Origin of the sequence: Gillisia sp. JM1 (genome assembly GCF_000424645.1) — a bacterium.
Classification (GTDB): Bacteria; Bacteroidota; Bacteroidia; order Flavobacteriales; family Flavobacteriaceae; genus Gillisia.
Genome location: NZ_KE384218.1, coordinates 1,934,760 through 1,947,481, shown reverse-complemented (window position 1 = coordinate 1,947,481; position 12,722 = coordinate 1,934,760). Strand labels below are relative to the sequence as shown.

Sequence of the window (12,722 nt, the reverse complement as noted above, 5' to 3'; positions counted from 1 at the left end):
TTCTACTTGACTTAAGTCATAGAGCTCAATATTAAAGCGGATAGGAACCGTTTAATTAAGTGCTTTTTATATTTTTTCTTTTTCATCAGCATATTTTACTAGACACCACTTACTCTTACTCATCATTATATTTTTGATGAGAAAACGATGAGCGCCTAAATCCTTGATATCAATAGCCTCAACTCTTATCTCTCATCATTCATCAAAAATAAGGTATACTTTACGTTCTTTTTCCTCCAACTGCGGCATAAATTGTAAGCAATGATGAGAAACTTACGGAAAAGACTGTAAATACGAGTTCTCGCCAGCTTATCAAATACTCATCAATCAGTATTTTTAAGGTTTTCATTAAAATTCTGTAATAAGAATCATGTTTGATATTTCAGGGAGATTTTTAACGGTTTTCTATTTGAATCGAATGGTACTAAAAGAGTCCGTTTTTCAGCTTTTTTTGACGCCTTTGCCGCAAATCCATGCCTATTTACAGGTCTTTTCAGAGCATTTGACGCAAATTTAGTAAAAAAGCATAAACTAAAATATGATAACTTATTTACAATCAATGAATTAGGAATATATAACATCGCGCTGCGTGTTACCCTCTTGCTATTCCTAATTTTAGGTTTTTTTTACAAAAATAAAAACAAAATATGAATAGAAAATAACATCACTATTGATCATACGGCTTACCTATTTACTTTTTTTATCCTGAGCACTTTCCTTTTTTGATTGACCTCAAATTTTTCTGAAAATTCATTCTCCATAACTATTAAACCAATTTACTTCTTTCAGAGCCTTCGCTACTACCTTTTTTTGATGCTATTCTATTCAAGGATTTAGAATTAGGAAAGGACTTATAAAAGGGCAAAGTATGAAGCCCGTCTTATGCAGTCCGGCTAACTTCTAAATCTTGTCCATTTGCATCTACTATAAAAAGTAGTAGGATGTGGAAATATAGTTTTTAAAAGAGTCGTTTGAAAGAAAATCATATCTTTACTTCACAAAGACGACTAAATAATATGAAGCTCTTTGTTTTATGAAGTTTGGTGAATCATTCGGTGAAACATCAAAGTGATTTTCAGTGAAAGTACTGTGGATAGGGCGTTTGTTCTTAAATAAATTATCCTGCCACCCCGACCAACAGAAGCCTTGAACGAAAGTTCAGGGCTTTTTTTCTGTTCAAGAATAACTAAAAAAAATATCAGGTTCTCCCGATGTTTCGGGACTGTTATCTAAAGCAACTACTTTTACTTGCTTATAATATCAGTCATAATAAACTCCTTTTCATTAATTTCACTTTCATTGTTTTCATCTTCCGGCAACATGTTCATGATCATTGAATTTACTATTCTACTCTTATTTAAGTCGGGTTTTACAATTCTTGCTCTGTGGAACACACCTAAGGTTTCTCGGTCTAATTTCGGGTTGCTGTTGTTAATTAAAACAATCTTATAAGTGTCTTTCTCAAAAGGTTTTACTTTGGTGATATAAGGCGCAAGTAAAGATTCATCTTTTATAAATACTGGAGAGAAATTTTTAAGATAATCTGTTGGGCGAGCCTCGCCTTCATTTGAATATTTAAAATAGTCTGCTAAATACAGCTCACTATCTATTTCGCTTGGCTCATATCCTAACATCAAAAATGATTGATCTCCTGCATTATCTATATGGTACGGCGTATTAACTTGTTGATCAAAGCGCACAAGCCAATGATAGGTCAATTTTTTATTGAATTGTTTTGAAGTGTATTTGGATAGTTCCTTCTTTAGGTCAACCATAATGCCCCTAAATTGATAGGAGTCTATATCTTTCCCAAAATCCAGATGAACGAAGCCTGACTTATCAGTAGTTGTCCTAAATACATTTTCGATACAATACTGAGCGATATTTTCTATGTTGACTTCTTTTATTTCCATGCTGACTCAGTTAATATCCTATTTTTAAAAATCTTTTTGTGTAAACCTGTTATAGAAATTTAATATTGAACCATGTTACCCCTTGTGGATCGCTCCTAGTTACATCAGTATTCCAAGCAGATTTTTATATCGCCGTCTAATTGGTAACAAAATATGAGCCATATTTTCATATTTAAACTTCATTAATTATGGAATGACAATTACATCAAAATCTGCTAAAGTAAAAAGAAATTGGTTCACCAATAATGTCTTTTTATTTATGTAAAGCTGGTAGGTAACTGTTGTTTCTTTTCAGCTAAATAAAAACTTACTTTTACGATATCATATTGGTTGCTATCTATTGTTTTTTCTTATATATCCTAATATTTTAAAATTTTTAATAAAACTTTCAAGCCTAATTTCACCTATCATTCATTAAATCAGTTACATATTGATTTAAGGTGCCTTTTTTGAATTTTGAATATAGCCCGGGTGTGTCACTATCCGAAAAATAGTTTAAAAACTCTGGGTTTGAATCCAGTAGATATTCTTTAAATTCTTTTGTATTTTTAGACTTCCTAGCACAGTTTCTAAACAGTTTAGTAAGCTCCTTTTTACTTAAATTTTGTAGCCCTATCTGGAACTTTTCATTGGACTTCCTTGATTCTCTCAAAAAAGCACGCTACTTAAAATTTTCTTTAGAGATCACCTTCGTGGAATAACTGGTGATTATATTTTCGGGTAAAGCCTCTATCCCTTTTTCATAAGAGAAATTATAAGCCCGAAAGTTCATCTGAGCAGTAATCGATACAGAATATAATACTATGGCTATTGTTAAGAATAAATTTTTCATAATAGTAAAATTTAGAAACTAACCAATTGTTTAGTTTAAGTTAAAAAATATGTTAGACGTTATTAAATACGTTCTCTATATAATTTCCCAATTGAGTTTTACTAAAAATTCTTGTTGCCAATGTAAATCCAAACATAGAAATGTTTAGAAAAACTGCTTGTTACTCTAATTTTTTTATCATAATACAAAGTTAAACTATTGACAATCAATACAAAAGACTTTTCGACAGCTTTTTATATGCTAATGAGATACTAAACAGTTTTTTAAAAAATGTAAGGCATAATAGAGATTTGTTAAGGCTTAGAGACCTTATAATTTTTGAGTTCACTAGTTCCAATTTTAAGGTCTTCTATCATAAGTTTTTCTTGCTGCGCTATTTCTTCCCTTGCCCTAAAAATATATTCTTTTTCATTCTTAGGTGCAGCCGCTAATCGTTTTAAACCTTCTACATCTAGTTGGATGAATTTCTTTGCTTGCTCTTTGGTGGCATCTACATCAAAGCCCATGTAAAATAATAAATCACTGGCCATTTTAACCGAGGTGTCAAGGGATTCTCTATAAATATCTTCAATTCCTATATTGTGTAATTTATAAGCATCCTCGCGATTTTTTGCTCGAACCATTAATTTCACCTGTGGATATTTCTCCTTCAGTTTTTTCATCAGCTTTGGAGTAAGGTCTGGATTATCTATGGCTGAAATTAAAAAGTCAGCTTCAGCAATTCCTGCAGATTCCAGTAAATCAATTCTCGACACATCCCCATAATATACTTCAAATCCCATTTTTCTTAAAAAATCTACCCGATTCGAATTCTTCTCAATTACAGTAGTTTTTATACCGTGAATTCGAAGAAATCTCCCAATGGTGCTTCCGAAGTGTCCAAAGCCTAACAAGATCACCTTATGAGTTTCTTCAATGGCATCCATGGATCTTTTATCAGCTTCAATAGTGCCGACTCGGGGTAAGAGTAATTTCTCATTTAATAACCAAAGAATCGGGGTTAATGTCATAGTAAGTGCCGTTACAACCAATAAAATATCCAGTTGTTCCTGAGTAAAGATGTTGAGTTGAAATGCAAATGAGATCAAAACAAAGGCAAACTCCCCAATTTGGGCCAAGCCAACGGTTAATAGCAATCTTTGGTCTAATTTTAATTTGAAAATCAATCCTACAATAAAAAGAATAAGCGCTTTTAAAATAATTACACCAATTACAAGACCTGCTATCATTAGTGGATTTTCCCCAATCACAGTAAAATTAATAGATGCGCCTACCGCCATAAAGAATAGCCCTAAAAGCAAGCCTTTAAATGGGTCTAAGGTGCTATCTAGTTCATGTTTAAACTCACTGGTAGCCAAAACAACTCCCCCAAGGAAAGCACCAAGTGCCGGGCTTAGACCAACCAAAACCATGAGGTAAGAAATGCTTATTACAATTAATAGCGCAGCCGCCACTAAAAGTTCTCTTACTCCCGTTTTGGCTACTAATCTTAACATAGGAACAATTAAATAACGGCCTGCAAAAATGATTGCAATAACTGTAAAGATAATTGACAGTGCCTGTAGACCCAAAGGCAAATTTTCAAGGAGATTTTCATGCCTCTCTTCTAACCCATTTTCGCCGACGCTTGCGCTAGAAACCGAAGACAATAATGGAAGGATACCCAGCATGATAATAACAATGATATCTTGAAAAAGAAGGATGGAGAAGGAAGAAGTTCCATAAGTAGTATTCATCAGGCCTTTCTCCTTATTTGTTTGCAGCGTAATTGCAGTAGAAGAAAGAGCTATTGCCATAGCTATAGTTAGAGAGACCTGCCATTCTAATCCAAATGCATAGAAAACCAAATAGGAAAGAAGCATAGTCCCAAAAACCTGGGTAAACCCCATACCAAGAATTACTCTCCGCATTTTCCAAAAGCTCTTGGGTTCTATCTCAAGTCCAATTAAAAAAAGCATCATCACCACGCCAAATTCTGCGAATTCTAGAATATCTTCTCCTTCATGCCCAATAAAACCTAATATATAAGGACCAATTAGAATTCCGGCCAGCAAATAACCAATCACCGAACTCAAGCCTAACTTTTTAACAAGAGGGACACAAATAATTGCCGCAGCTAGAAAAACTATGGCCTCGAAAAGAATACTTCCACTCATATCACTATATCTTCATAAATTAATTTTGTTTTACTGAGTTTTCTATTGGTTTTTCAAAGTAATAATTTTTTATCTCAAAGTCTTAGAGTCGGCAAAATAGGTATTCGAATTCCATTTTATAGAGTTCTGTAACCAATCAATTGATTTAAGTTCCAATTCCTCCAAAGATACAGTGTCCATTCCTTAACTCTTTTAAGTTTTCTATAATAAACTTTCAATCGCTTTAAGCTATTGCTGATCGGGCTAAATTAGATATGAGTTATTATTGATTTTTTAGCCCGATTTTTTTCCTTTAGTTTAGTTAGAATTTTCTGCTGAAGAAGATGTCATGATTAAAAGAAAATATTATACTTCAAAACTAATAGTAAAATTTTGAAATTCTTCAACTCCTATTTCGAAAAAACAATAATCTCGTTAATTCAACCTCTAGTGAATTATATAAAATGCTGTAGTTGAAAATCATTCAATTCATGAAGTTTTTAGTCTGCTTCTTATAACTAGTGTTAAGCATCAAACACTTTTAGGTTTAGGTTTTTATGACTCTTAACCCTTATTAAATCCCAGTAATTAAATTTCAAAGTGTCTGAACTAGTTTATAAAGTCTTAGTCTGTTACTACCTTCAGCCCAATGATTGATACAATTAAAGTGGTAAGAAAAAACAATCTCATAAAGCTTGCAGGTTCTTTAAAAACCAGAATTCCTACTAAAACAGTTCCAATGGCTCCAATTCCCGTCCATACTACGTATACGGTTCCGATTGGCATAGTTTGAGTTACTTTAATTAGAAGCCCCATACTAATCATAAGACTAACCAAAAAGCCCGCATACCATAAATACATTTCAGTTCCTGTAGCTTCTTTTGTTTTTCCCAAACAGAAAGCAAAAGCTACTTCAAATAAGCCTGCAATAATTAAAAAAATCCAATTCATAGCCTTTTTTTTCCTGCAAAAGACGGAAATATTATTGAAGATAAATTTTACATGTGCTAAAAAATTAAATTCTAACTCAACTTTGCCCAAAGTTTATTATCAATTCTCTATGATGCGGTCAAGATCTAATGGGGTTTTTATTAATCCCGCTTAAACCGAACGATCAATCTTTCGGTTGAAAATTCTTTGAATTGTCGTTGATTCAAGAAGACATCTCAACAATTACAAGCCCCTAATCCCCTCTTATTCAATACTTTAATAAAATAATATTTGAAATAAAACTTAAGAATAGCTACATTTTAATTAACTTTATTCTCTTATCCTTACAAATTTCACCTCCCCAAAGATTAAGAATTGATAAGGACAAAATAACCGTTTTGAATTATAACTTAATATTTTTATGGAGCAAACAGCAGCTTTAATAGAAGAACCAATAATAAAAAATAAGCACACCGATGATCTAATAGATCATTACTGGGGTAGCATTAACTATGTTACGAGTCTTATTAAAGCTTCTGAATTAAAGGCGGGGCTTATACTTACCTTCTATGGGATCTTATTAAATTTTATTTACCAAAGTTGGGGGATGCTTATAAGTGAGGTTTCCAGCGATTTGCTGTTTGATGTGCTGGTTGGTTTTTGGTTTTGTTGTACTGCAGCATCCATCTTTTTTAGTGTGAGATGTTTTATGCCAAAAATAGAAGGTAGTTATGATAAGAACATTTTCTTTTTTGGAGATGTGATTTCTAAGTTTGGAAATATTAAGCAATTCAGTAAAACCTTTTATAATGTAAGCCTTGATGAGGATCAGCTTTTTGAACAATTAGGTGAGCAAATATATATTATTTCAAAAATTGCAGCCTGGAAATTCAGAAATGTTAAAAGGTCAATCCAACTGCTAGCATTGAGCCTTTTTTTATTGCTTGTAGTTGTAGTTTATTATATCCTCGCAACTTTATAATTGTCAAAAGGTGAAAATATTGATGTCTATTGAAAAAGATGGCTAATTAAATTTTATTACGATGAAAAATGAATTAAAATACTGGTCAAAACAAGAATTAAAGATCTATATATTATTACTGTGTGCAAAAGCAGACTCTATTGAATCTGATGAAGAAATCGATATGATAAAATCTAAAATAGATTCAGAAACGTTCGATAGGTTATACAATGAGTTTTGCTGTGATGATGAAGATCATTGTCTAGATAAAATTCAGTCTGCAATAGCAAAACACGAATATTCCAACAAAGAAATTAAGGGGCTTAGGAAAGAAATATATGAAGTATTCTTAACCGATAAAAAATTCAATATGAAGGAACGCAATTTAGATAGACTACTTGATAGCATGCTTTATTGATATATAGATAATAAATGTATAGCTACTTAACAATACAATAAAGAGATAAAGACTATCTAGCTTTTCTTTGATATATACTCAACAGCTAGATTATTTAACCTTTAATATTGAGTGTTTGAAACATTCAATTTAATTTTTAAAATGCATTTATAAAATTCACTAGGATTTATACAATCTTATCTGAAAAAGAAATAATCATTTTAAAAGGAAATATAGTTAACTTGAATACCTGTTTTAAAGCCATTATTTAATTTAAGAACTCATGCCAAAATTCATTTTTAAAATTCTACTTATAGTTGCTGTTAGTGCATTTATCATGAGTTGTAATAAAACTGCGTCTGTAGAAAGCTTGCCTGAGCCGGTTTTGGTAAATGCTATTAAAAAAAGTGAGTTAGAGAAAGAAATAGACCTAAAGAGATCCTATTGTTTTAGAAATGAGATTCCATTCAAAGAGAACTCTGAAGATATTGATATTCTTGAATTAAAACTGGATGTTATTGGCAATTCTGTATCTGGGATCTATAATTGGCTTCCCAAATTTAAGGACAAAAGAGAAGGAACAATAACTGGGCTTATAGAAAAAAACATTATCAGGGGAAAATACCAATTCATTCAAGAAGGAAAAGAAGAAACTATACCTATCGTTATTAAATTGAACGAAGATTCTGTTATTATTACTGATGACAAAAATGGTGTTGGAATTGGTGCTGTAATCAATAGAACAAATTGTTCTCTTTAATTTCTTTCTACTGTAGATTTAATTTATAATAAGTACCGTTCCTGAGAAAAAAAGCAAAACCAATAGTACTTTTTTAAAATAGAATTCATCTATTTTTGAATATACCACTTTCCCTATGTACTGGGCCAAAAGAAATACTGGAAAGATAATCAAAGCTACTTTCCAATGATCAAAGGTTAAAATCCCACTTACACTTAGCATGGGAATTCGTACTAAGGTAATTAACCCCATAATTCCTATCATAGTGGCTCGAAAGGTTTTAACATCTATCGCCATATTCTTTACAGAAATTACATATAACGGACCACCTGTAGAAAACACCCCTGAAAAGAACCCTCCTAAAATTCCTAACATCGCAACTAATTTTCTCCCTACTTGAAAATCAGCTTTTATTAAAGAAACATAAATAACATATAGAATTATGAAGATACCTAGGGCTTTCTTAAGAAGAACAGGATTTGTGAAAGCAAGAACTAAAATCCCTAATACAACTCCAATTAAAGTAGGAAAAGCCAATTTATATAAAATAGAAAAGTCTATGTTATTCCATTCCTTATTTATAAGGAAAACACTTGAAAAAATATAGAATATAGAAATATAGGCAATTGCATCTGGAAGGCCAACACTAAGCAGCAATATGGGCAAGGCAATTAAAGACCCCGCAAAACCGACTACAGTTTGTACGAAAAAACCAAAAAAAATAGCTACTGAAACAATCAAATAGAGATCTATTTCCATAATAATCATATAATTTCAAACAAAATTACATGGTCAAGCTTTGATTATGAAACTGAAAAAATGGTATAATCACTATAATATCAATTAATAAATGTAAATTTAAGTAATAAATCAATTATTCAATGTTAGATAGTATAGACCGAAAAATTATAGAGGTATTGCAACAAAATTCCAGAGCATCTTTTGTGGAAATTGGCAAACAAATTCCACTTTCAGCATCTTCTGTAAGGGAACGTATTCAAAAATTGGAAGACTTAGAAATAATAAAGGCTTATAGTTTAAAAGTAGATCATGCTAAAATGGGATATGGCTTAGAGGTCTTTATCATGATAAAATTATTTAGTGGAAAACTAAAAAGTTTTATGGGAGCTATAGATTCTTTTCCTGAAGTAAAAAGAGCTTCAAGAATAACTGGTTCCCATAATATACACATGAAGGTAGTATTAAAAGATCAATTACATCTTCAGCAATTTATTGACAAGCTTATAAATTACGGGGAACCCACCACGCATTTAATACTTTCAGAATTAAAATAGCTCTTGTTTTTACTCTTTATCGATTATTTAATAATTTTCATAGTAGATGATAATTATTCCTGTGTAATTTTAGCTTTTAACTATACTTTTATCATCCCAATTACTACTTACAATAAACTTAACTGCTTCTAAATGCAGGTATTGGCATAATTAAATTTTAGAATAAAATTGAAGTTATGAATACTATTTTAGAACCAGAAGTATCAACTCAGGAATCACTTTCCTATATCACTGCTGTAAAAATGCACGTTGATGAATTGTATGATAAACAAGAAATTTTCCGACTCTCATTAGAAACTTTAGAGCTTACCAGAAGGTTTTATAATTTATATAAATCAATATAAAAGGTAGATGAAGCAACTCCTTTTGCTTTAAATCAATTATTATCCATAACTCAGCACCTAGAACGCAATCTTATCAAGGAATCTAAATAAATTTTATTTTCAGTTTTAAGCTGAATTTTAAGCAGTTAGCAATAGCTGCTTTTTTATTTTTTCTTTTTGATTAAAAAAACCTTGTTTTAAATATAAAGTAAGTTATATTTGCACCGCGAAAACGGTCGCGTAGCTCAGTTGGATAGAGCACCTGCCTTCTAAGCAGGCGGTCCCAGGTTCGAATCCTGGCGCGATCACGCATAAAAACCCCGTACCTACGGGGTTTTTATATTTTAGGAGAATTTTTATTTGGAAATTTTATGGATCAAATCATATTATTGGGGAGCTCAAAAATTATGCATATAATTTAGTTAGTCTATAGAGGAAGAATTTCACATCTCTGACACCTCTAAACGAAGCTCTGAATTCTTTTATTTTGGCATTAAAAGATTCTGCGGAAGCGTTGGTGCTTCTATTGTTAAAATAGTTTAGGATGGTCTCGTAGTGCAGTTGTACGGATCTTGCAATGGTATTGAAAGACTTAAATTCGGAATTGTCGACTTTGTTGTACCAGTGTGCCAATTTTAGCCTTGCTACATCTTTATTTGTGTTGTTTCTAAAAACATGGCTTAGCCCTTGAGAGAGGCTGTATGCTTTTTCAATAGTTGGGTATAGATCAAATAATATTTCAGCTCTTTCTATTTGTCTTGCTGTCCATTTGGTTTTGGATTTGAACAATAGATATCGGCCCCTGGCGAGGAGCTGCCTGTGCGTGTCCCCATTACCGAGAAGCTCTGGTTTGTATGTTTTTTCATTTTTCCTGGCTTCTTCAATAGCTTTGTTTTCTACTTCTATAATTTCCCACCTTAATCGGATACGTTCTTCTTGCACTACTTCTGAGGCCAGTTTTTGAACATGGAACCTATCTGTGACTATTTCGGTTTTGGGGAAACATTTTTTAGCGATCAAATTCATGCTCCCAGCCATATCCACAGTGACTTCTTTTACCATATTGCGCCTTTCTACTGGGATTTCATTTAGTACCTCAATGACATCAACTGCTTTGGTTCCTTTAACAATGGCCACTATGCTGCCTTTCTTTCCGTTAGCTGCTTTGTTTGTTAGAATAGTGTAAAGTTCACCGTTGGATAAAGAGGTTTCATCTAAACTCAAATAGTTGCCCAAGTTCTTTCCATAGAGCAGCCAATCTTGTGAATGCTCTTTTTGCGCCCAATCCTTAAAGTCGCTGAGATGGTTTTTGTAGTGGTACTGCAGCGCTTTGCCATTGGTCTTATAATAGTCACCAAACCGTTTGGCACTTACCGCATGAGTATCAAGCGATACCTTTTAAAAAAGAGCCAAACTCGTTAGTTATCCGAGTGCCTTTAGCTATTAAGTTCCAATCTCTTTTTACTATCTCTCCTGTATTGACCAGGGTCCAACGCCTACGTTTTATATGGAGCAATACGGATTTACCCCTTAGCGGAAAATCTTCAACCGTTATTTCTGGTAAGAAGCCTTTGGATTGTGCTATTTCTGATTGATATTCTTTGGGTAGAATGTTCTTCTCTTCTAAATAGAAATGAACCTTGTCTGTTGATGATTTATGACTGATGATCTCAAAATATTCTAATATGCCTTCTGGCAATAAATAGCGGGCTAATTCTTTATCCAAGTTCTAAGTGTTTTGCTTGCAAAGATACATTTCTCCCCAAGTTTTTAACTTGATCCCACATTCCTTTAAATTCCGCAAAAACTCCATTTCAGGAAAAGAGCTTCACTACAAAAAGTCTTGGACACAATCCAAAAATTACACATTTCCATTTCGCTAGCCCGATAAAAAATCGAGTAACTTCCTTACAACTAGTAATTTTTGGATTAAGTCCGTCAGTCTGGAATTCCATTTATTATTCTTTTTTCCTCTTCAAATTCCTTTAATACTTCCCAGGTTTATTTAAACCTACTCCCCGACCTCCACTGTCTTTACCTTTTTTGTAATGCAAAATACCATGATTTAGAAATTATTCCAGAGTGCATAAAGCCGGTTCCTGCGCTCCCTTTTTATAAGTCATCCCTAATTCTAAATCCTGAAACAGTATCAGCATCAAAAAGGTAACAGTGAAGGCTCTACGGAAAGTAAATTTTAAAACAGAATCATGAAATCTTATCAAATCCATAAATATGAAGCGGAAAAAGAGTTAAAAAATCAAAAAAGGAAAACGCTCAGGATACAATAAGTGAATTTTTTAAACCTACCTGTGGGTGATAGCAGGAAACTTAACAATTCATTTAAATTTTTCAATTATGAGTACACTTAGAAACAAAGTTCAGTTAATCGGAAATGTAGGGAATGCCCCTGAAATCAAGAACCTAGAAAGCGGTAAAAAAGTAGCCAGCTTTTCAATCGCCACCAACGAATTTTATAAAGATTCAAAAGGCGAAAAAGTACAGGACACCCAATGGCACAATATTGTAGCCTGGGGAAAAATCGCAGATATCGTTGAAAGTTATGTAGGCAAAGGAAAAGAAATTGCCCTCGAAGGTAAATTGAGCTCCCGCTCCTATGAAACCAGCGAAGGCGAAAAAAGGTATGTTACTGAAGTGATAGCGAGTGAAATCTTATTACTAGGTAGTAAAAATGGAAACGACACTAACGAATAGTGTTAAAAAATAAAGAGGGCGTTCCCTTCAAAGTAGCCCCCTCTTTTTAATATTAACCCTTATAATACAGATCAATTTGAAAACTAAAGTTAATGAAATTTCGATAAAATATCAGGGAAATTTTAAAATGAAACAGGCTCCTAAGATTACTTCTTCAAACAGTGCAGTAGAACTATTATTTGAATCTTGGGATAAAGATCGCATTGGTTTACAAGAATGCTTTAAAGTCATGCTTTTAAATAATTCTAATAAAGTGAAAGGAATTTTTAAAGTTTCAACCGGAGGAATCGCAGGTACACTTGTGGATGTACGTATCTTATTTGCAGTAATTTTAAAATCACTTACGACATCTATAATTTTAGCCCATTATGTAAAGTAAGTAGTTATGTAAAGTAGTTTACCTAATGGGTTTGATACTAGTAGATTAAACTCAATTTACTTTACATAATATTTTTTTTCTTCGTTGAACTTCAAGAGACATGCTT

At 32.5% G+C, this 12,722-nt stretch carries 14 protein-coding genes and 1 tRNA gene; 8 read left to right on the top strand and 7 right to left on the bottom strand.

What is annotated here, in order from left to right; all coding sequences use genetic code 11:
• Positions 1-1,244: 1,244 nt before the first annotated feature.
• From H033_RS0112115 to H033_RS0112095, 4 genes are all read right to left on the bottom strand, one after another.
• On the bottom strand, positions 1,245-1,913 hold the full coding sequence (locus H033_RS0112115) for a hypothetical protein (protein WP_026838542.1): 669 nt from the start codon (positions 1,911-1,913) through the stop codon (positions 1,245-1,247).
• 661 nt (positions 1,914-2,574) lie between these two features.
• Positions 2,575-2,745, bottom strand: a complete 171-nt coding sequence (locus tag H033_RS21640; protein ID WP_155827810.1) for a hypothetical protein — start codon at positions 2,743-2,745, stop codon at positions 2,575-2,577.
• 293 nt (positions 2,746-3,038) lie between these two features.
• On the bottom strand, positions 3,039-4,901 hold the full coding sequence (locus H033_RS20180; RefSeq protein ID WP_034886201.1) for a monovalent cation:proton antiporter-2 (CPA2) family protein: 1,863 nt from the start codon (positions 4,899-4,901) through the stop codon (positions 3,039-3,041).
• Positions 4,902-5,504: 603 nt separating this feature from the next.
• Positions 5,505-5,831, bottom strand: a complete 327-nt coding sequence (locus H033_RS0112095) for a DMT family transporter (RefSeq protein WP_026838540.1) — start codon at positions 5,829-5,831, stop codon at positions 5,505-5,507.
• Between the two features lie 400 nt (positions 5,832-6,231).
• Here H033_RS0112095 and H033_RS0112090 point away from each other — a divergent pair, with 400 nt between their 5' ends.
• The 3 genes from H033_RS0112090 (at position 6,232) to H033_RS0112080 (ending at position 7,928) form a co-directional block, all read left to right on the top strand.
• Positions 6,232-6,792, top strand: coding sequence for a Pycsar system effector family protein (locus tag H033_RS0112090; protein ID WP_026838539.1), 561 nt, complete (start codon positions 6,232-6,234; stop codon positions 6,790-6,792).
• A gap of 61 nt (positions 6,793-6,853) precedes the next feature.
• Positions 6,854-7,189: a hypothetical protein gene (locus H033_RS0112085; protein WP_026838538.1), complete on the top strand. Its 336-nt coding sequence runs from the start codon at positions 6,854-6,856 to the stop codon at positions 7,187-7,189.
• 262 nt (positions 7,190-7,451) lie between these two features.
• Positions 7,452-7,928: a hypothetical protein gene (locus tag H033_RS0112080; RefSeq protein WP_026838537.1), complete on the top strand. Its 477-nt coding sequence runs from the start codon at positions 7,452-7,454 to the stop codon at positions 7,926-7,928.
• Between the two features lie 18 nt (positions 7,929-7,946).
• Here the strand turns inward: H033_RS0112080 and H033_RS0112075 are convergent, their stop codons facing one another.
• Positions 7,947-8,666, bottom strand: coding sequence for a sulfite exporter TauE/SafE family protein (locus tag H033_RS0112075; RefSeq protein WP_026838536.1), 720 nt, complete (start codon positions 8,664-8,666; stop codon positions 7,947-7,949).
• 122 nt (positions 8,667-8,788) lie between these two features.
• On the opposite strand from H033_RS0112075, the gene H033_RS0112070 reads away from it, so the two are divergent.
• The 3 genes from H033_RS0112070 to H033_RS0112060 all read left to right on the top strand — a co-directional run bounded on the left by H033_RS0112070 (position 8,789) and on the right by H033_RS0112060 (position 9,833).
• Complete coding sequence (locus tag H033_RS0112070) at positions 8,789-9,202, top strand: Lrp/AsnC family transcriptional regulator (protein WP_026838535.1); 414 nt, start codon at positions 8,789-8,791, stop codon at positions 9,200-9,202.
• 176 nt (positions 9,203-9,378) lie between these two features.
• Positions 9,379-9,546 (top strand): hypothetical protein, encoded by a 168-nt coding sequence (locus H033_RS21635; protein ID WP_155827808.1) that lies wholly within the window; start codon positions 9,379-9,381, stop codon positions 9,544-9,546.
• 213 nt (positions 9,547-9,759) lie between these two features.
• A tRNA-Arg gene (locus H033_RS0112060) sits at positions 9,760-9,833 on the top strand.
• A gap of 97 nt (positions 9,834-9,930) precedes the next feature.
• Here the strand turns inward: H033_RS0112060 and H033_RS0112055 are convergent.
• Together H033_RS0112055 and H033_RS0112050 are read right to left on the bottom strand one after the other, a co-directional pair.
• Positions 9,931-10,851: a transposase gene (locus H033_RS0112055; protein WP_026838534.1), complete on the bottom strand. Its 921-nt coding sequence runs from the start codon at positions 10,849-10,851 to the stop codon at positions 9,931-9,933.
• A 58-nt stretch (positions 10,852-10,909) separates the two neighbouring features.
• Positions 10,910-11,251, bottom strand: coding sequence for a hypothetical protein (locus tag H033_RS0112050; RefSeq protein ID WP_026836780.1), 342 nt, complete (start codon positions 11,249-11,251; stop codon positions 10,910-10,912).
• A gap of 629 nt (positions 11,252-11,880) precedes the next feature.
• Here H033_RS0112050 and H033_RS0112040 point away from each other — a divergent pair.
• Positions 11,881-12,237, top strand: coding sequence for a single-stranded DNA-binding protein (locus tag H033_RS0112040; RefSeq protein WP_006987889.1), 357 nt, complete (start codon positions 11,881-11,883; stop codon positions 12,235-12,237).
• 76 nt (positions 12,238-12,313) lie between these two features.
• Positions 12,314-12,616 (top strand): JAB domain-containing protein, encoded by a 303-nt coding sequence (locus tag H033_RS0112035; protein ID WP_026838364.1) that lies wholly within the window; start codon positions 12,314-12,316, stop codon positions 12,614-12,616.
• Positions 12,617-12,722: the final 106 nt, after the last annotated feature.